20 protein-coding genes are annotated in these 19,209 nt (G+C 45.0%); all 20 read right to left on the bottom strand.

Features of this window, described 5'->3' with window-relative positions; all coding sequences use genetic code 11:
- Positions 1–17 precede the first annotated feature (17 nt).
- On the bottom strand, positions 18–467 hold the full coding sequence (rpiB, locus tag ACPUYX_RS09460) for a ribose 5-phosphate isomerase B (protein WP_426379421.1): 450 nt from the start codon (positions 465–467) through the stop codon (positions 18–20).
- Between the two features lie 144 nt (positions 468–611).
- Complete coding sequence (locus ACPUYX_RS09455; RefSeq protein ID WP_426379420.1) at positions 612–1,064, bottom strand: low molecular weight protein arginine phosphatase; 453 nt, start codon at positions 1,062–1,064, stop codon at positions 612–614.
- Positions 1,065–1,076: 12 nt separating this feature from the next.
- Positions 1,077–1,661: a manganese efflux pump MntP family protein gene (locus ACPUYX_RS09450; RefSeq protein ID WP_426379419.1), complete on the bottom strand. Its 585-nt coding sequence runs from the start codon at positions 1,659–1,661 to the stop codon at positions 1,077–1,079.
- Between the two features lie 66 nt (positions 1,662–1,727).
- A complete protein-coding gene (locus tag ACPUYX_RS09445; protein ID WP_426379418.1) occupies positions 1,728–2,774 on the bottom strand; it encodes an L-threonylcarbamoyladenylate synthase in 1,047 nt (348 codons plus the stop codon).
- A gap of 6 nt (positions 2,775–2,780) precedes the next feature.
- Positions 2,781–3,623 (bottom strand): peptide chain release factor N(5)-glutamine methyltransferase, encoded by an 843-nt coding sequence (gene prmC, locus ACPUYX_RS09440; protein WP_426379417.1) that lies wholly within the window; start codon positions 3,621–3,623, stop codon positions 2,781–2,783.
- Positions 3,624–3,653: 30 nt separating this feature from the next.
- Positions 3,654–4,724 (bottom strand): peptide chain release factor 1, encoded by a 1,071-nt coding sequence (prfA, locus tag ACPUYX_RS09435; RefSeq protein ID WP_426379416.1) that lies wholly within the window; start codon positions 4,722–4,724, stop codon positions 3,654–3,656.
- Positions 4,725–4,742: 18 nt separating this feature from the next.
- Entirely contained in the window at positions 4,743–5,630 is an 888-nt protein-coding gene (locus ACPUYX_RS09430; protein WP_426379415.1) for a DUF1385 domain-containing protein, read from the bottom strand.
- A 182-nt stretch (positions 5,631–5,812) separates the two neighbouring features.
- Complete coding sequence (gene rpmE, locus ACPUYX_RS09425; protein WP_014829461.1) at positions 5,813–6,010, bottom strand: 50S ribosomal protein L31; 198 nt, start codon at positions 6,008–6,010, stop codon at positions 5,813–5,815.
- A gap of 179 nt (positions 6,011–6,189) precedes the next feature.
- Entirely contained in the window at positions 6,190–6,870 is a 681-nt protein-coding gene (locus ACPUYX_RS09420; RefSeq protein WP_426379414.1) for a M23 family metallopeptidase, read from the bottom strand.
- A 72-nt stretch (positions 6,871–6,942) separates the two neighbouring features.
- Positions 6,943–7,929 carry a class II fructose-bisphosphatase gene (gene glpX / locus ACPUYX_RS09415; protein ID WP_426379413.1) on the bottom strand — a complete coding sequence of 329 codons (987 nt, stop codon included), beginning with the start codon at positions 7,927–7,929 and terminating at the stop codon, positions 6,943–6,945.
- A gap of 274 nt (positions 7,930–8,203) precedes the next feature.
- Positions 8,204–8,848, bottom strand: a complete 645-nt coding sequence (fsa, locus tag ACPUYX_RS09410) for a fructose-6-phosphate aldolase (protein WP_088227189.1) — start codon at positions 8,846–8,848, stop codon at positions 8,204–8,206.
- An 81-nt stretch (positions 8,849–8,929) separates the two neighbouring features.
- A complete protein-coding gene (locus ACPUYX_RS09405; protein ID WP_426379412.1) occupies positions 8,930–9,616 on the bottom strand; it encodes a hypothetical protein in 687 nt (228 codons plus the stop codon).
- A gap of 178 nt (positions 9,617–9,794) precedes the next feature.
- Positions 9,795–10,157: a response regulator gene (locus ACPUYX_RS09400; protein WP_088227191.1), complete on the bottom strand. Its 363-nt coding sequence runs from the start codon at positions 10,155–10,157 to the stop codon at positions 9,795–9,797.
- Positions 10,158–10,176: 19 nt separating this feature from the next.
- On the bottom strand, positions 10,177–11,388 hold the full coding sequence (gene alr / locus ACPUYX_RS09395; RefSeq protein ID WP_426379411.1) for an alanine racemase: 1,212 nt from the start codon (positions 11,386–11,388) through the stop codon (positions 10,177–10,179).
- 4 nt (positions 11,389–11,392) lie between these two features.
- On the bottom strand, positions 11,393–12,475 hold the full coding sequence (locus ACPUYX_RS09390) for a lipid II:glycine glycyltransferase FemX (RefSeq protein ID WP_426379410.1): 1,083 nt from the start codon (positions 12,473–12,475) through the stop codon (positions 11,393–11,395).
- A gap of 650 nt (positions 12,476–13,125) precedes the next feature.
- Positions 13,126–14,718, bottom strand: coding sequence for a CTP synthase (locus ACPUYX_RS09385; RefSeq protein WP_426379409.1), 1,593 nt, complete (start codon positions 14,716–14,718; stop codon positions 13,126–13,128).
- A 237-nt stretch (positions 14,719–14,955) separates the two neighbouring features.
- Entirely contained in the window at positions 14,956–15,405 is a 450-nt protein-coding gene (gene rpoE, locus ACPUYX_RS09380) for a DNA-directed RNA polymerase subunit delta (RefSeq protein WP_426379408.1), read from the bottom strand.
- Between the two features lie 70 nt (positions 15,406–15,475).
- A complete protein-coding gene (gene argS, locus ACPUYX_RS09375; RefSeq protein ID WP_426379407.1) occupies positions 15,476–17,155 on the bottom strand; it encodes an arginine--tRNA ligase in 1,680 nt (559 codons plus the stop codon).
- Entirely contained in the window at positions 17,152–17,586 is a 435-nt protein-coding gene (locus tag ACPUYX_RS09370; protein ID WP_426379406.1) for a DUF1934 domain-containing protein, read from the bottom strand. The genes argS and ACPUYX_RS09370 overlap by 4 nt, the downstream gene beginning before the upstream one ends.
- Positions 17,587–17,836: 250 nt before the next feature.
- Complete coding sequence (locus ACPUYX_RS09365) at positions 17,837–19,201, bottom strand: PepSY1/2 domain-containing protein (protein WP_426379405.1); 1,365 nt, start codon at positions 19,199–19,201, stop codon at positions 17,837–17,839.
- Positions 19,202–19,209 lie beyond the last annotated feature (8 nt).

Here is a 19,209-nt window from a genome sequence, read left to right as displayed (position 1 = left end):
CCTTCCACGGACTAATGTCAGACGTTCTTACCAAGTTCAAAGTCAGTAATCAAATTTATCCGCCGTTCATGTCTCCCCCCTGAAAACTCCGTTTTCAGAAAGATATCGACGATGTCAAGGGCCAGTCCTATACCCACAACTCTGCCGCCTAAAGCTAAAACATTGGCGTTATTATGTTCTCGAGCCATCCTTGCCGAAAAGGTTTCCGTACATACGGCAGAGCGAATTCCCGGAAGTTTATTAGCGGCTATCGATATTCCTTGTCCCGTGCCACACACAGCAATCCCCAAATCAGCTTCACCCTTTAGAATGGCATTACCTACTGCAAAACCATACATAGGATAATCTACTGAATCTGTCGAATGAGTTCCTACATCGAGAACCTTATATCCTTGTGACTCTAAATGCCCGCGAATGGCCTCCTTGAGTTCGTATCCACCGTGGTCTGCTCCAAGAACAACTCTCACTTTAATTCCTCCATTTCTATGTAATCATTCAGTTCTACAAATACTTACAAAATCCCTGCAAACAATGAAAACTTGGCAATCCCAAAAAAATTAGCGACAACGTCGCTAGTGTAATCATCTTCATTTCATCTTATGCCTTATCTGTCATTTCTCAATATCCTCAGCAAGATGTTCTTTGAGATAATGCAATAACTCCTCAATTTCTGAAGCTGTCTGACGATACTCGTCAACTGAACCCATCCAAGGATCGCGAATATCTCGTCCCCGCTCTCCCCATCCGCCTAAACAGCGAATTTTAGAGGCGAATTCGGGAAAACGATATTTGAGACGTTCTTCCTGAGCCTGTGTCATTGGAATAATCCAATCCGCCTCGCTCATTAGTTCTGTGCTGATTCTCCTTGCCCGGTGATCGGAAAGATCCAAATTCTTTTCTTTAAGAACTTCCAAGGCCTGAAGGCTTGCCTTCTCACCTTCCCAAGCTTCTATACCTGCCGAAGTGACTTGAACCTCTTTGCCAAAAAGCTGCCGGGCAAGCCTTTCTGCCATCGGACTTCGGCAGGTATTACCCGTGCATATAAACAGCAGTTTTAACGCCATAACTACACCCCATCAGAATAGTAATTTCAGGCCAATTAAAAACAAAGCGACGCCACCTAATAATTCTGCCTTATCACCCAAACGTGTACCAATTACGCGTCCTAAGAGCAAACCCATTCCTGTCATGAAGCCTGCAATAACCCCCATTGCCATAACGCTGATCAAGATATTGAAGCCAAAAGTCCCCAGAGAAAAGCCTACGCTCAAAGCATCCAGGCTGACACTAGCCGCCAACACATAGAGGCCCCATCCCTTATAGGAAATGTCCATAAACAGCTTTTTCTGCAGCAAGGCTGTCTTAGCCTCCGCAAAGGAAAATCGTTCTGTCGTCGGATGGTATACTTTGTAAAATATATGCCCCCCCAAACCTATCAATATCAAAGCCCCAATCCAACTTGCCAATTGTCCTAAAATAGCTCCTAAAGCCTGACCTAAGACCATTCCGCCTAAAGGCATCAGCACATGGAAAGCTGCTACGACTAAGATAAATTTCAACATTAAGCCTTTCCTAATTCCGGACAAGCCAATCGCCAATGATAAGGAGAATGCATCTGTGCCTAAAGCAATTGCTACGGCAACAACCCACGCTAAATTCAATACCCTTCCCTCCGTTCTCCCTATGTATATGCGCAGGGAAGGGTCTCTTAGACGCGAGGTTAAACCCTATATAAATTCTACTCTTTGCCCGGCCGCTTTCTGCAAGCGGTTCATAATTGCACTTCCTAAACCAGCCTCTTCGATTCCTTCTGCTAAAATTAAATCCATGCCTCTTTCATCACAAACCCGGAGTCCTTCAAACAAGCTCGCAGCAATTTCTTCAGGCCGATTTTGGGAGCCTAATACAAAAAGAAGATCCGGAAGAAGGTGGTGTAAAAACGGAGCACTTTCTAGAGTGCAAAGAATCCCAACCTTTTTTAACCGCGCGTGGCCACGCTGGATTTCCAATCCCATGCGCTGTACAACGCGTTGTGAAGAACCCACCAATAAAATCATTTCACCCTGAGGAGCATAGTGACGATACTTCATTCCCGGCGCTTTAGGAGCTTGGTTCTCATGGGGAACATCGATCTGAACCTCTCCCAGAATTTCTTCTAATTTTTCCTTGGTGATTCCGCCCGGGCGCAAAATCGTAGGCACCTTCCCGCTCAAATCAAGTACCGTTGATTCCAGCCCCACTGGACATGCCCCGGCATCAAGAATCAAGGGAATTTTCCCCTTCATATCACGCCATACATGGCTGCCGTTAGTGGGACTAGGCTTTCCCGATAGATTGGCGCTTGGTGCCGCGATAGGAAGACCTGATTCTTCGATTAAACGCAAGGCAACAGGATGGCTCGGCATCCTGAGAGCTATGTTAGGCAATCCAGCCGTGACGTTATCCGGTATCAGCGGCTTCTTTTTTAGTACCAACGTTAATGGTCCAGGCCAAAAATGATGAGCACATTGTTCCGCTTCGGCTGTCCACCCGTCCACATACCTGTCGGCCATGGCCCGATTACAAACATGGACAATCAGAGGATTGTCCTGGGGTCTGCCTTTGGCTGCAAAAATTTTAGCACAGGCGGAAGCGCTAAGGGCATTAGCCCCCAAGCCATAAACCGTTTCTGTCGGAAATGCCACAAGTTCTCCTGCACGAAGCCAATTCGCCCCTTCAGAAATTAATTCAGGTTCCGGAGATACTCCATCAATATATACTCGTTTTGTCTGCACCGATGCTCACCTCGCTAAGATCACCCGGTCTCGGCCTGCCAAATCCGGGAACACTTGAGTCATAAAACCCTTCTTTTGGAAAATACCGCAAACGACTTCTCCTTGATCCCAACCAATTTCCAATAGAATTTTTCCTTCCGGCTTTAAGAGCGTTCTCGCCTCTTCCGCCAGTCGGCGATAAAAATCCAAACCATCTTGTCCGCCTAAAAAAGCCATGGAAGGCTCACAAAATATCTCAGGAGCACACTGAACGTAGTCAGCCATAGCCACATAGGGAGGATTAGAGATAATCCAATCCCAACATTCCCCCCTAATGGAAGCTGCGAAATCGCCTTCCCGCCAGTTCACCGGGACTCCTAAATTGCCTGCATTCATGCGAGCCACCTCGAGAGCGTCTGAGGAAAGATCAGAGCCCACAACTTCAGCCTTTGGATAATAATAGGCCATGGAAATGGCAAGGGCTCCACTTCCCGTACAGAGATCGGCCACCTTTATCCTCTCTCGCCCTTGCTTTTCTTCCTGACGAACGAATTCCAGCCAGGTCTCAACTAATGTCTCACTATCTGAACGGGGGATAAGCACCCGCTCATCGACATAAAAAGGAAGCCCCATAAACTCCTGGGATTTTAGAATATACTGAAGTGGCTCATGCTCTGAACGTCGAACAACCCATTGTTTAAAAGCATTTTCTTCGTCACTGCTTAATTCCCGATCCCTCTCAAAATAAAGTTTGTCTCTTGAAACTTTGAGAATTTCGGCAAGCAGCCTATCTGCATCAAAGCGGGCGTTATCAATCTTCTTATCCAGAAGCTGCGCCTCACCCCAGCGCATCCCTTCCAGTACGTTCAAAGCCAAATTAACCTCCTGATTCAATGTCTCCTAAGCTATCTCGTTCTTCAACCGCTCAGCTTGATCCGACGTGATTAAGGCTTGAATAATTTCTTCCATGTCTCCCGCCAGAATAGTCTCGAGACGATGAAGTGTTAGTCCTATACGATGGTCAGTTACCCGTCCCTGAGGAAAATTATAGGTCCGTATACGCTCACTCCGGTCCCCCGTACCAACTTGACTTCGGCGTTCGGAAGCTTGTTCGCCTATAGCCTCTTCTTGAGCTTTTTCTAAAATACGAGCACGCAAAACACGCAAAGCTTTCTCTTTGTTTTTGAGTTGAGATTTCTCATCCTGACACGTTGCAATTATTCCTGTCGGCAAATGCGTAATTCTTACAGCTGATTGGGTAGTATTTACACATTGGCCCCCCGGCCCGCTCGAACAGAAAATATCTATTCTCAAATCATTGGGATTAATGGAAACTTCCACTTCCTCCGCTTCAGGCAAGACTGCAACAGTTGCCGTTGAGGTATGAATTCTCCCCCCTGATTCTGTCGTTGGAATCCGTTGAACCCGATGGACACCACTTTCAAACTTCAGCTTACTGTAGGCCCCATAACCTTCAATAATGAAAATTATTTCTTTATATCCGCCAATATCGGTGTAACTGGCACTCAGGACTTCTGTCCTCCAGCCCTGTTCCTCAGCATAACGAGTATACATCTTATAGAGATCCCCCGCAAACAGAGCTGCCTCTTCGCCGCCAGCTCCTGCCCGAATTTCCATGATGACATTTTTTTCATCATTAGGGTCTTTGGGTAGAAGTAAGATTTTCATAGACTCCTCAAGATTCTGAGACCGGCTTGCCAAGTCGTCCCGCTCTTGTTCAGCCATCTCCATCATTTCTGGATCAAGCTTTTCTTGCAGAAGCTTCTCTGTTTCTTCCAGTTGGTGTGTCACCTCTTGGTACTCTCGAAAAGCTGTAACAAGATTTGTCATGCCTGCTTGAGTTTTAGCATATTTTTGCCATTCTGTCTGATTAGAAATAATCTCAGGATCGCTTAGAAGCTCTGTAAGCTCATCATATTTACGTTCTATTTCATAAAGTTTCTCTAGCATTATTCACACCCCAAAAAATTAGGTTAGTTCTTGACCCGAATCCAAAACACCCTTCAAGGCAGATAAGGCTACCTCAAGCTGCGAATCATCCGGTTCACGTGTTGTTAATTTCTGCAGCAACAAGCCTGGAACAATAAGCCAGCGAAACTGTGGTGATTCCAAATGCCGTGCGGAGAATTTCAGGATCTCATAAGCAAGGCCGGCTACTAACGGCATCAGTAATACACGAGATACAATTCGCCACCATAAAGGATGTAAACCGACAAAGGCGAAAACAAAGATGCTCACCACAACTACAATTAACAAAAAACTCGTTCCGCAGCGCGGGTGCAGCCTGGAAAAGGAACGTGCATTTTCTACAGTTAAGTCTTTTCCAGCTTCATAAGTGAAAATAGCCTTATGCTCAGCGCCATGGTACTGGAAAGCCCTCTGAACATCCTTTAGCCGCGAAATAATCACAATGTAGATAAAAAATACCGTTAAACGTATCGCTCCCTCTAAAAGATTTTGCCAGAGAGTCCCCGTCACGCTTTTTTGAAACAAATGCGCCACCCCGGTCGGCAAGCCAACAAAAAACAATAAACCTAAACCAAAGGCCAAGCCAATGGTCAAAGCCAATTCCCAGAAACCAAGTTCTTCGCTCTCTTCACCGTCTTCTTCTCCAAGCGAACGATTAGCCGAAAATGTTAAGGCCCGTGTCCCAACGATTAATGAATCTATCAGTGCCACAAACCCACGAATCAAAGGCAATTTCAAAATTGGTTTTTTGGCCCAAGGATGGATTTCGATACAGGTTACCTCAATTTCACCGTTAGGAAGCCTGACCGCAATAGCACTTTCCCGCGGACCGCGCATCATAACCCCTTCTATGACGGCCTGACCGCCATATTGGACTGGTCTATCCATCCACCGCTCTCCTTACGTTTATTTTTCTTAAGAGCATAATAAATTATGCTTCTCAAAAGCAACACGTGCCAACCTCATGATGCCAAAAGCTATAAAGAAAACTCGGCTTTGTGCCGAGCTTATGCCGCAAAGAGCAGAGCTTGCGCTCTGCTCTTCCTTCAGCAACGACCGCAGGCCGTTGTTTACATCCCATATTTCTTCTTAAAGCGATCAACCCGTCCGCCAGCATCGACAAAACGCTGTACCCCGGTGTAAAAGGGATGGCATTTCGAACAAATTTCCACTTTGATATCTTTTTTAGTACTCGCTGTATGAATAACCTCGCCGCAAGCACATGTTACTGTGGTTTGTTCGTATTTCGGGTGAATTTTTTCTTTCATGTCTTCACCTTCTTTCCCATTTGGATCGAGGCGCTTTTTTGTCGCACCCGTTGATGACACGATTCCAGTCAACTCTTACTATTTTAGCACAGAAACTATTCTATGGTCAAGATCTTAGTAAGTCAGTCTTTTATTACCGTAAATGTTGTGTAAACCTTAAGAGACTTAATCCGGTCAAATTAAGGCAAAAAGTTTTTGGGATTAACAGCTTTGCCATCCATCCGAATCTCAAAATGCAGATGAGGCCCTGTTGAGTTTCCGGTGTTCCCAGAAAGAGATATAGTCTCCCCTTTATGAACATTATCTCCAGTTCTAACTAAGATTTTACTGTTATGTCCATAAAGCGTCTCAACACCGTCTTCATGCTTCACAACCACTACCAGGCCGTAAACTCCGTACCAACCTGTCCTTATCACTTCACCCGAACCAGCCGCTTTAATAGGAGTGCCGATGGAGGCAGCAATATCCAGACCATGATGAAAATCCCCATCATCGCGAGGACCATATCCCGAGGTTACCAGTCCATATGTCGGCCATATATAGGATATGTCCTTTCCCCTTGAAAGTTTTTTGGTACTCTTAAAATTATCCTTTAACGTTACACTCAAGCAGTTTCCTGATGATTCAGCAGGATTCTGTTTCGTTAGTGCCGAAACTGTCGTCTGATACCTTTCGGCCAGATCCTTCATCTCCGCCTTGGATTCCAGACTGAAAACTGAATAGCAAACGATATGGTCTGAGGATGCCTGAGCATTGACAGGCGAAGCCTCCAAAAAAAGACCACTGAGACCCATGAAGAAAGCGACGCTTCCTGTAACTAATGCAATGCGCCGCCTTCCTTCATCTTGAAAACAATCCATGGAAACGGAACCACCTCGAAGCGCAATTATTTACCAGACACACCGAGGTATCTTACCCATGATTGAGATTAATTATACAGGAGCATCAAGACAACCTTTCATAGCATATTGCGGCTTCTTATCAAAACGATGCCGGGCTTCAATAAAGCGAACAGTTCCTGACTTTCCTCGAATTACAACAGTATGGGTTAAAGCTCCTTTTGAGGTAAAGGTTACCCCCCGCAAAAGAGCACCTTCTGTAATTCCCGTTGCTGCAAAAAAGACATCGTCACTGCTTACTAAATCATCCATGGTCAATAACTTATTGACATCTTTAATTCCCAAAGCCTGGGCCCGGGCAACATCTACTTCATTTTCCGGCCACAAGCGTCCTTGCATTTCTCCCCCCATACATCGAAGAGCAGCTGCAGCAAGAACCCCTTCCGGCGCTCCGCCAACTCCCATCATCATATCCACTCCCGTATCTTCAAAGGCACAGGCTACAGCTGGAGAAACATCTCCATCTGTAATAAGACGAACTCTTGCACCGCAATTACGTACTTCCTGAATCAATTTATGATGGCGGGGACGATCCAAAATCACAACGGTCATATCACAGATACTTTTGCCCAATGCCTTAGCAACATTAGACACATTCTCCGCTACAGGTGCATCTATATTAATTTTCCCCGCCGCTGCGGGACCGACTGCGATTTTGTCCATGTACATATCCGGTGCATGTAACAAACAACCTTTTTTGGCAATAGCCACAACAGCAATGGCTCCTGCTATCCCTTTGGCAACAATATTTGTGCCCTCCAAAGGGTCTACGGCAACATCTAATTCCGGGCTTTCGCCATTACCCACTCGCTCTCCAATATAGAGCATAGGGGCCTCATCCATTTCCCCTTCACCGATGACCACCGTTCCATCCATATGAATCGTGTCAAATACTGCACGCATCGCTTCAACAGCTGCGTTGTCAGCAGCCTCTTTATCTCCTAATCCTACCCACCGCGCCGATGCCAGAGCCGCGGCTTCAGTTACCCGAGCAAATTCCATAGTTAGTTCACGTTCCAATTTAGAACAACCCCCTTCTATATTATCCTCATTATCTGTTTAGTTATTCACATTCGAGGATTGATACACGTTCAAAAACTCCCAAATATGTATCACATTTCTTCTCTTCTGTTTTATTGTGACATACTTTTAGGGGCTTTTCAACCACTACATACTAGAAGATTAAGCCTGTTTTTTACAAAAATGTTGGCATCAGCCAATCCTTTCTCAGATTAGCTGATGCCAGTTAACCATTCGTAATTGAAAAAATATCAAATAAATCCCAATCATAGGGTTATGATTTTAACGTTTTCCAATCTGCCAGGAACTTGTCAATCCCTGCATCCGTCAAGGGATGCCGGAATAGTTGCCGCAAAACGGAAAAAGGCACAGTTGCATAATCAGCACCTAACTTTGCCGCTTCAGTAACATGAACAGGATTACGAATGCTGGCGGCTATAACCTTGGCAGCAATATTATGAACTTGAAATATTTCACACAGATCAGCAACCAAGTTAAGCCCGTTTTCACCGATATCATCGAGACGCCCAAGAAAAGGACTTACATAAGCAGCTCCGGCTCTCGCTGCTAATAAAGCCTGGTTTGCAGAAAAAATAAGTGTGACGTTCGTTTTAATGTTCTCAGAGCTCAGAGTTTTAACCGTTTTAAGGCCTTCCTCGGTCATAGGTATTTTCACGACAATATTAGGATGGATTCCTGCGAGATCGCGAGCTTCCCGAAGCATACCCTCGTAATCAAGGGCGATCACCTCAGCGCTAATGGGGCCATCGATAATTCCCGTAACCGTCTTAAGCAGCTCATGAAAATCTTTTCCTTCTTTGGCCACTAGACTCGGGTTAGTGGTTAGTCCGGCAATCACACCCATATCCCAAGCTTTCTTTATCTCTTCAAGATTCGCTGAATCTAAGAAAAATTGCATATCATCGCCTACTTTCCATGTTAAACTTTCCCTTTGCCGTTAACGACTTTTAGGCGCCTTATCTCATAACTGCCCAAGGAACTAGCGCCATTTTTCCTCCTCCTTATTTGTTTTCGAGAGGGGCTGACCACGCAAAGGACTATTAATTCTCCAAGTTTTATTTTCTTCTAAATACATCGAGTTTATCCCTTCAACTTGACGAACATTATCCGTGCTGTCTGCATAAATAACTCCCACAGCTTCACAGCAGTCACAATATAATTCGATTCGATCCGGCAATAACTCAAAGGATAATTGATGATTGCCGCAAGCGCAGCCCAAATCTCCTTGCTTGGCCAGAGCATGAAGATGATCCAAAATCCGAAGCATTACTTCCGGGTTTTCAAACTCCTCTTGATAGCCTAGCTCCACAGCCAATTCCCCAATGGATTTTTCGCGTTCATGACATGCCTGGGTAACTTTCTGCTTGGGACCAATATATCCTACGGAAGATTCTACGGCAGGACAGGTAAGAGGCAGGGCCTCTTTGCCCCAAATGGCACGCCGATTTAACCTTAAATAATGGGTCTGCCCACAGTAAGCACAAGCATAACTGATATTGAACTGCTGACGGTTCCGGCTGGCAACGGATACTAATTGTAAGCCACAACCACAATGCAGATTCTTACGTCCTTGTTGAGAAAATGCAAAGAGAGAGAGGGCATGAAATTCTAGCTCCCCGCATTGGGGACATTGAATTGCTATGGTCGTGTTTGTCGTTAGAATCATATTTCCCACCTCTTCCTACAGCTTATACTTCGTCATATAAAAAGATTTTCCTGCCATAGCCTCAATAAAAAGTATTAGGCGAGAGTACTCATACTCCCGCCTAAAATGCAACAAATAGTGTTAAAAATGAAAATCATTACAAACAAAGATCCCTATTTCGCTTTACTCATACCATGAATTATATAGCCTTCAAGATTGCTCGAACACGCTCTCTCAATTCAAATAAATCGAAGGGCTTTCCCATATAGCAAAGAATCCCCAAGTCCTTTGCCTGTTCCATATTTTGGATATCGCCATAGGCTGTCATCATAATAACTCCTACCTGGCGATTCAAGGCACGTATCTGTTCCAATGTTTCTAAACCGTTCATCCCGGGCATTTTCATATCCATTAAGATAAGATCAGGTCCAAAGGATTCAAACAAACGAAGGGCTTCTACTCCATTTGCAGCCATTTCAACCTCATGTTGATCCTCCCGAAAGGTCTCGAACAGCAGTCGCCTGACCCCGAGCTGATCATCGACAATAAGAATTTTAGCCACATGCTACATCCCTTTCCCGTCAAGTTTCTGTCATGGAGGAATATTCTGTATATAGCGGTAAAACTCCTTCTTTTATAACGCGTTTTGACAATATTTGTTCGCCTTGTCGATATATTCGCAAGGTTCGGGGGTTTGCCAAGGTACGTCGCAAGGGAAATTCCACCTCATCACCTAAAGCACATTTCAGGTTTCCAATGTCCAATACCGTCAACTGCATACCGATTTTTCCAGCGATACGCACAGACTGACCTTTCAGCACCACCCGTTCCTGACCGAGAGTTATGCCAAATAAAGCTGCTAAATTCTTAATAATAATCTTAAAAAAGTCAATGATTCCTTGGGGCACAAAGTGAGGGGCCACTCCAAAGCCATCTGCATACCCCACAGGAATGACAGCTAACTGCGTCTCTGCTTTTGTTCGATAAATACTTTGATACCCCACGTATGTCCCTTTAGGAACTCTGCGTAATTGAACAATTTGACTTTTCGCCGTCCAAGGATCTTGCAGTTTAATGCTCCCGGCAAAACCTGCCCCAGGATAATGCCCAACCAATAATGTCCCAATACGCACGAAATTATGATGCCACTCAGGGTAATCTAAAAACGCCGCGCTGTTACATACATGCAGCCAATGCGGGTCAATTCCTAAGCCCTTCAGACGAGCCAAGGAATCCTGAAAGCGATTATACTGTTCCAAAGTATAGCGCTTGTCCCTTTGCGCGGCCCGGGCAAAATGAGTATAGGCGCCAGCGACCTGGATATGAGAAGCTGCAAGCAAAGCCCTGGCCAACGGTTCCAGTTCCGAAGGCCAAAATCCGGTTCGCCCCATACCTGTCTCTAACTTGAGATGAACCTTAACCTGCGGAAAGCCCTCCGTTTCCAGCTGCCTGCTCACTTCGTTCAAGTCATTAATCCAAGAAATTTCCGAAAGGGTCAAATGCAAATCCGCTTTAACAGCCTGATACCATTCTTCTTTAGTCGTCGGCCCTAATATTAATATAATTCCCTTAATCCCTTGCTCCCGCAGAATCAATCCTTCTTCAACTTTCGTAACAGCAAAGGCTTCACATCCCGCCTGTTCTAGGGCTTTGGCCACCTCCACCGCACCCAGGCCATAAGCATCTGCCTTAACAACAGCCATACATTTTGCCCCCGGTTGAAGCTGTTTGGTAATTTCGCGATAATTTGCCACGACAGCATCAAGATTGACCTCGATCCAAGTTCCCGTCATGTCGTCATCCCCTCCGCGCTCGCCGCAGCTTGCCAATAATCTCTTTAACCACGTCAGAATAAATAGGCTCTAAATGATTCCACAAAAAATAGACAAAGGGGCGATAAACCAAGTCCCATTCCCCAATAAATTCAGTATACTCACCATTAAAACCCTTCTTGAAACGATAAAGCCCATAGAGCGGATTATCTTCCGTCAAGTGTCCCGGAACCCCTCGAAAATCATAGAGCGCACATCCCAAAGATTTTGCCCAGCGAATCATTTCCCATTGAATTAAGTAATTAGGCATAACATTGCGGTAGGAGTTAGACGATGCCCCATAGATATACCAAGCCTTATCCCCAATGACAAAAGCCAATGTTCCGGCAATAACCTTCCCTTCAAATTCTCCGATAAATAGCTCTCCCAATCCAGCCGGAACTAAAGAATCATAAAGATCTTTAAAATAAGAATAAGCACGTACCAAAAATTGGTCGCGCTCGGTTGTTTCTTTTAAAACACGATAAAACTCCGGCAAATCCTCTCGTGTTCCCCGCCGAATCTGAACTCCCTTTTTCTGAGCCAGGCGAATATTGTAGCGCGTTTTCTGATGCATATTAGATAATAACGCCTCCTCATCAGGGGAAATATCCAAGCGAAAAACATATTTCGGCTGAACTCCTTCAAACCCTTTCCCGGTCTCAGCAGACCTAAACCCCCGAGCCACTAAAAATTGCTCTAATTCCTTTTCCGAAGAAGGAATATCTGGATCAACTTTAAGAAAAACAGCCCCTCTCTTCTTGGCTAACTTACGAATCTCAGCCAAGACAACGTCAAAAAGTGCGGTATTCTTCCAGTCTAATACCGGACCACGCGAGGCATAAAAAATAGGAATCCCCAAAACAGGAATCTTACGTTCCAAAATAGAAACTGCCGCAACAAGTTCTCCATCTTCCTCAACCACTAATCTCCAAGGCAGCCATCCTGTGTGGCTCTTAATCTCTCCCCATTCCCAGGACTGAAGCACATGTCCTTTTTGGTGCTTGGCCAGAAACATATTAAAGCGGGATTTTTCACTATGATCAAGCCAGCGTGCCTTATAAGCCATTCGTCAATCCCCCCTTTAATCATTCTTGCCAGGGTTACCTATAGCTAATCAAAAAAGCCTCTATTACACAGGAAGAGTCCATGCAATCCCCCTTAAGGCCTAGCAGAACTCTCCCAAGTTAAATCATAGTTATCCCCCAAAGAACAACCCAATCCGGCCCAAGACCAGGACGCAGTATCACACAAACGCGAAGTCTTTACATAAGCAGAAAAGCAAACTCCATGAAAGCAACCCCAGATACGGGGCAGCGCACAGGATGCGTTTCAAGAGTGTGTGTCAAGAGGACCGTCCCTTTAACACGCGCCCTCATCCATTTCCCAAAATAGACGGCGCACATGAAATGTGCCGTCTCCCGAGCCTCACGGTCGAGCCTTATCGTCACCTGAGAAAATACTTAAAAGCTCTCCAAAGAGCGACCCAATCCGGCCCGAGACCAGGACGCAGTGTCACGCAAGCGCGAAGTCTTTACGTAAGCAGAAAAGCAAACTCCGTGAAAGCGACCCCAGATACGGGGCAGCGCACAAGGATGTGCGCTGCCACCATTGCGCCAAGGATGGCGCATATGGTGGGCACCCCGCTCCCCAGAGAAAAGAGCTTGAACGGTAGTTTGCTCTGCGTCGTATGACTGAGCGCTGTGTGACACAAGTCCCCTACTTAAGCGCCGCCCTAATAAACTCCCTAAACAGCGGATGAGCCCGATTAGGACGAGACTTAAACTCCGGATGGAACTGAGACGCCACAAACCAAGGATGATCCGGAAATTCTGTTATTTCAACAAGCCGTCCATCGAGGGACGTTCCCGAAAAACGCAGACCGGCAGCCTCTAACTCACCACGGAACTGATTGTTAACCTCATAACGATGGCGATGCCTTTCATAGATCACCTGATCTTGATAAGCTCGAAAAGCCTCACTGCCCTCGACGAGCTTGGCAGGAGATATTCCCAGCCGCATTGTACCGCCCTTCTCCTCAACATCCTTTTGCTCAGGCAGAATGTCAATAACGGGATAGGGTGTATCGGTATCAAATTCCGTGCTGTTGGCATTTGTCATTCCGCAAACATTGCGGGCAAACTCAATTATAGCCGTCTGCATGCCTAAACATATTCCCAAAAAGGGAATTTTTTGTTCTCGGGCATAACGGATTGCCTCAATTTTTCCCTCAATACCCCGATTTCCAAAACCACCGGGAACAAGAATACCATTAACCCCTTCAAGATACTTTTCCGCAGATTCTTCTTCGATATTCTCTGAATTAATCCAACGAATTTTTACCTTCGCGCCATGCTCCGTACCCGCTGAGCGCAAAGCCTCCGCAACACTCAAATAAGCATCCGGCAGTTCTACATATTTGCCTACAATCGCGATCTCAGTCTCTAAGGTTGGAGATTTAATCCTTTCGACCATCTCTTTCCAAGCAGTCATATCGGCCGGAGGGGCCTTAATGCCTGAGCGGCGAAGAACAATATCATCGAGGCCCTCTTTTTGCAGCATCAGAGGTACTTCATAGATCGTTGAAGCGTCTACACAAGGAATAATCCCCTCTTGCTCCACATCACAAAGTAAGGCCAACTTTTCTTTCATTTCTTTAGAGAGTTCTTTTTCGGTCCGGCAAATAATAATCGTCGGTTGAATCCCTATGCCTCTCAGCTCTTTAACAGAGTGTTGAGTTGGCTTTGTTTTTAATTCGCCCGACATTGGTAAATAAGGGACTAGAGTAACGTGTATGTATATCACATTCTCCAGGCCGATATCATTTTTCATCTGACGGATTGCCTCGAGAAAAGGCAAGGATTCAATATCCCCAACCGTTCCACCGATTTCAGTTATGACAAAGTCAGGATGACTTTCACGAGCAACACGATAAACCCGTTCTTTAATTTCATTGGTGACATGGGGAATAACTTGAACGGTTCCTCCCAGATAATCCCCTTTACGCTCTTTGCGAAGAACGGACCAGTAAATCTTCCCTGTAGTAACATTGCTGTTTTTCGATACCGGCACATCAATAAAGCGCTCATAATGACCTAAGTCTAAATCCGTCTCTGCTCCATCATCCGTAACAAAGACCTCACCATGTTGATAAGGACTCATCGTTCCAGGGTCAATATTGATATAAGGGTCAAACTTCTGAATAGCCACTTTTAAGCCTCTATTTTTCAAAAGACAACCCAGGGACGCGGCTGTAATCCCCTTACCTAATGATGATACAACACCGCCCGTTACGAAAATAAATTTTGTCATGCGCTTTACCCTTTCCTTTCAGACCTTAAATAATTGACCGACTCAAACACATAAATAAAGCTAGTCTGCAAATGTACTAGCTTTACTTTATCCCTCAGAAAGACCTTATTGACATGAATACACCGAAGCCATGTCACATTTTTCTTTCTCGTATCCTATTCATCTATTTTAGCTAGCAAGCCCAAGGATGTCAAGCCGGACATCCTTGGGCAAATGCTATTCTTACTCCCATGAAACTTACCATTTTTCTTCAGACTGTGTCTCAGTTGTTTCTTCAAAACTTTCATCCATCTCAAGGGAATCTTCATCTAACACATCATATTCCAAATCCTCTGCGTCAACTTCCAGCTTATTGTCATCATCATCCTCTGAGGGCTTATTCATTAGCGTGATGGCAGAAGATCGCCGAGAGACTTTTGCCGGCTCCCAAACCTTTAGTCCCCATTCTCCCCGCCCGAGAAATGCAAAACGAGTATCAAGGTTAATCTTGGTCAGCGCCTCGGCAATCCTTACAGCCTCCTTAGATATCCCTAAATGTTGGAGGACTTGATCAATTAAATTTTGATAATGCATAGGGTTACCATGGGCTCTTAGAACCTCATAAGCAATATCTGCCTCTGTCGGTTTATCCTTTTTACTTAAAGAGTGGCTCAAAGCTCCACCGCCCTTCGTCGTTTTGAATATCACTATATTCGGTCCGCCCCTAAATATTTCCTGCTAATCGCTCCTTCAAACCATAAAAATAATCTCAGGAAACTCACATTTTTTCCGGGGCAGAAACACCTAGAATACCTAACACATTAGCAATAATTTGTTTCACAGCGCGAACCAAGCTAAGACGGGCTCTGCGCAAGGCCTCATCCTCAACTAACACCCTTTGGCTGTTATAGAATGTATGAAACAAGGCCGCCAAATCAAGCACATAACGGGCCAAACGATGGGGTTCCAATAATCGAGCTGCCGCCGCGATCTCCGTTGGCAAATCCGCCATTTTTTTGAGAAGGTCTCGTTCTTCTGAAGTCGTTAATAATTTAAGGTCTTCTTCAGATGGATTGTCGACATTGCCGAGCTCTTGGGCCTGCCTTAAAATACTGGACAAACGTGCATGAGCGTATTGAACATAATACACAGGATTATCTGAAGATTGAGCCTTTGCCAAATCCATATCGAAATCCACAGTAGAATCCGGATCCCGAAGATTAAAGAAAAAGCGTGCGGCATCTTTTCCGACCTCATCCATAAGCTCCCGCAGAGTAATATATTGCCCGGAACGTTTAGACATTTTAACGACTTCGCCGCCCTGAATCAAGCGGACAAGCTGCATCAAGATAATGGTTAAATTGTCGGCGTTATACCCTAAGGCAGACATCGCCCCCTTCATCCGTGCGACGTGTCCATGATGATCAGCACCCCAAACATTGATAACTTGATCAAAGCCACGATCAAATTTATTACGGTGATAAGCAATGTCCGCCGCGAAATAGGTTGGAGTTCCATTACTCCTAACGACTACTTCGTCTTTCTCATCCCCGAACAATGTTGATTTCAGCCAAAGCGCCCCTTCTTTTTCATAAATATAGTCTTTCTTTTGAAGGTCTTCCAAGGTTGAACGCACGGCCCCGGAATCATGAAGAGATTGTTCACTAAACCAAACATCATAGTTGACACCAAAATCTTCTAGGGTCTCCCGGATATTCCGCATTTTCTCATCAAGAGCATACCTCACCAGAAATTCCCGCCTTAAGTTGGGTTCCACGGAGAGATATTTATCTCCGACTTTAGAAATTAAGCCTTTCACTGTCGTAATCAAATCTTCTCCATGATAGCCGCCTTCCGGGAAAGGTGCATCTTGGCCTAATTGTTGTAAATATCGGGCTTCTAACGATAAGGCAAAGTTTTGAATTTGGTTTCCGGCATCGTTAATATAAAACTCACGGGAAACTTCATATCCAGCCATAGCGAGTAAGGAAGCGAGGCTGTCACCGAGAGCTGCCCCACGAGCGTTACCCATGTGTAATAACCCTGTCGGGTTAGCACTTACGAACTCGACCTGAACTTTCTGGCCCTTACCCATATCAACCTGCCCGTAGCGTTCCCCTGCTTGAAGTATTTCTTTTATAACACCTGTAAGCCATAATGGATTTAAACGCAAATTAATAAAACCAGCCCCGGCAATTTCAGAGGCTTCAATCCAAGTGCCTGTTTTATCCAGATGTTGAATGAGCGTTGCGGCGATGTCCCGAGGAGAACGTTTCGCTTGCTTAGCCATGACTAAGGCTAAATTCGTGGCCAGATCTCCGTGCTGCCGTTCCCTTGGCTCTTCTAAAACGAAGTTAGGAAGTTCCTCGAAGTTTAGTTCCCCTTTTTCTTTGGCACTGTTTGCAGCCTGTTCCAAATGACTAATTATTTTTGTTTTAATATCCTCATAGAGACTCATTGAGGGTTATCCTCCTTTATGGTTACCCACAGCAAATTATGACTTACAAAATTATCATCGACAAAAAGGTCATATTCTAGACTAATACGTCCCCTCTGCGCTGTCAAGTCACTCTCAACACGTTGTGGCAAAACGCTCAGCCACAGTTTCCCGTATGGTGTAGAATATTTGCTGATGCTTCGAACACCAACTCGAAATTCTTGCAATAAATCGACAGAACCTTTACGATTTAACGTTACACAACCCTTTTTACAGGTCAAAAATGCCGTTACATCTTCAAATCCACTGACATTTTCCGGCTCTTTATAGACAACAGTGAAGGCGTTGTTCCTTTCATAAAAAGTTCCCGGCACAGACAATTCCTGCTGATCTTCGTGGCCTTCAGAATACTTTTGGCTGCCCAAGATTTGTACAGTCACTTTCTTTTGCAAATGAGTTAGCCCCTATCTATTAAAAATTATAATGCCTATTCTCGCTTACAATGAAAAACTCCTTCATAAACGTTTAAATTCCCTTTTAAATTACAAAATCCTAAATAACCTGTTCTTTTATCCTTAATATTGAAGAGCGAGAGGGACCGTCCCTCTCGCCAATTGACACTTGATCTAAATTTTCAGCCAATCGTAAGACTCTCACTTCTACAAATGGGAGTGGTTGATGTTCAGCTTTAGCTGAACGAGTTCACTGCAGATACTCTCCACGCGGCGTCTTGATAATTCGCTGAATTTTTTCCTCAGTACCATTTTGAGCATTTAGATATATGAGATAATCTTCGCCCTGATATCGTCCCCGAAACTCATATGCATAAATTTCCTGATTACCGCTTTTGGCAATAACCGCCAGACGACTCTCTTGTATTTTAAAATTGGTGCGAAGTTTTTGTAGAGCCTGGTTCATACTAATCTTTGCCGGAAAGGTTCTTGTATGATGGAAGGCATAATAGGGTGCTGCATCGAGCCCAACCAGTTGTCCGTTATCTAAAGCCACCATTAATCGGACTTTATCTGGATAAAGTCTTACACCATTCTGCTCAGCGACAGCATCAAATTCTACATAGGATCCGAAGTCCTCACTTGAAGTAATCACAAGATTCCAGCCAAGAGTTGTCAAAATCTTCTCAGCCCTCTGAGCAGCATCGTCAATACTTAGGGTACGTGGATTAACAGAACGTTGGTCCCGATAAAGGGTTACGACACCGCCTTGGCGGCTGATCTCAAGGTAGGCATCCTTGTATTTCCAAGAATATCCTTTGAAATCGCCATTGGTTTCTCCAACAAAGCTTGGAGTCGCATCGGCATAACCTACTTTGGTTAAAAAGCTCCGTGCTGCACTCTGGGCCTGTGTTTTGTTGACCTGTCCCGTCGGAAGACCCAGGGGTTTCTGGACAACCCTTGATGAATACTCACCGGTATAGGTGAAAGGAGGTAACTTTTGCAGACTTGCATCTAACTGATCTAATCCGGATCTAACGGATTTAGACGACGCTTCCGAACCGTCGGCTGCTGCTTCTGCGATCTGCGGCCCTCCAAACCCTAACTTTTGTCTCAGGGAGGGTCCAGGATCTGTCCAGGCCAAATTCTCTGTATCGATCCTCGACATAAGGGTTTGAACCTTTTGATTGACAGGTATCAATTGATCGTGCATCGCTTGAAGAGTTTTCGTATCATCGACTGTAAGCGTCCCTCCGCCTGCCACTTTCTGAGCCAATGTCCTTGTAAAATCACCTGACTGCGTTAAAAACTGTCCAATGTAACTTAATCCCGCTTGATCAGCAGGAAGCTGCGAATAATCTTTTAAAGCACCTTCACTTTTACTCGATACCTCACTTAAGTAATATATCTGTTGGTTGGGAGTATTGGCAACGTTACCCTTCGCCATAACTGTCTCCATTTGATCGAGATGGCTCGCAAAATCGCTGAATGCCCTGCGGCTATTATTTTCCGAAGCAAGACGATAATCCCCTGCCAGGCGATATTCATTAATCCCCCAGCCTAAGGAGATCAAAAGAGCAACAGCTAAAGTTCCTATCCATATTCTTTTATGCATGTCTCTTC

The sequence above is a fragment of the Desulfosporosinus sp. SYSU MS00001 genome (assembly GCF_049943955.1).
In the GTDB taxonomy this organism is placed as follows: Bacteria; Bacillota; Desulfitobacteriia; order Desulfitobacteriales; family Desulfitobacteriaceae; genus Desulfosporosinus.
The sequence above is the reverse complement of the archived record's forward strand: the minus strand, read 5'-3'. Positions and strand labels throughout refer to the sequence as shown.

Bases quoted from the DNA above. Each gene is read 5' to 3' on its own strand.
- ACPUYX_RS09455 (WP_426379420.1), bottom strand. From the start codon at position 1,064: ATGGCGTTAAAACTGCTGTTTATATGCACGGGTAATACCTGCCGAAGT.
- prfA (WP_426379416.1), bottom strand. From the start codon at position 4,724: ATGCTAGAGAAACTTTATGAAATAGAACGTAAATATGATGAGCTTACA.
- ACPUYX_RS09430 (WP_426379415.1), bottom strand. From the start codon at position 5,630: ATGGATAGACCAGTCCAATATGGCGGTCAGGCCGTCATAGAAGGGGTT.
- rpmE (WP_014829461.1), bottom strand. From the start codon at position 6,010: ATGAAAGAAAAAATTCACCCGAAATACGAACAAACCACAGTAACATGT.
- ACPUYX_RS09420 (WP_426379414.1), bottom strand. From the start codon at position 6,870: ATGGATTGTTTTCAAGATGAAGGAAGGCGGCGCATTGCATTAGTTACA.
- fsa (WP_088227189.1), bottom strand. From the start codon at position 8,848: ATGCAATTTTTCTTAGATTCAGCGAATCTTGAAGAGATAAAGAAAGCT.
- ACPUYX_RS09405 (WP_426379412.1), bottom strand. From the start codon at position 9,616: ATGATTCTAACGACAAACACGACCATAGCAATTCAATGTCCCCAATGC.
- alr (WP_426379411.1), bottom strand. From the start codon at position 11,388: ATGACGGGAACTTGGATCGAGGTCAATCTTGATGCTGTCGTGGCAAAT.
- ACPUYX_RS09390 (WP_426379410.1), bottom strand. From the start codon at position 12,475: ATGGCTTATAAGGCACGCTGGCTTGATCATAGTGAAAAATCCCGCTTT.
- ACPUYX_RS09385 (WP_426379409.1), bottom strand. From the start codon at position 14,718: ATGACAAAATTTATTTTCGTAACGGGCGGTGTTGTATCATCATTAGGT.
- argS (WP_426379407.1), bottom strand. From the start codon at position 17,155: ATGAGTCTCTATGAGGATATTAAAACAAAAATAATTAGTCATTTGGAA.
- ACPUYX_RS09365 (WP_426379405.1), bottom strand. From the start codon at position 19,201: ATGCATAAAAGAATATGGATAGGAACTTTAGCTGTTGCTCTTTTGATC.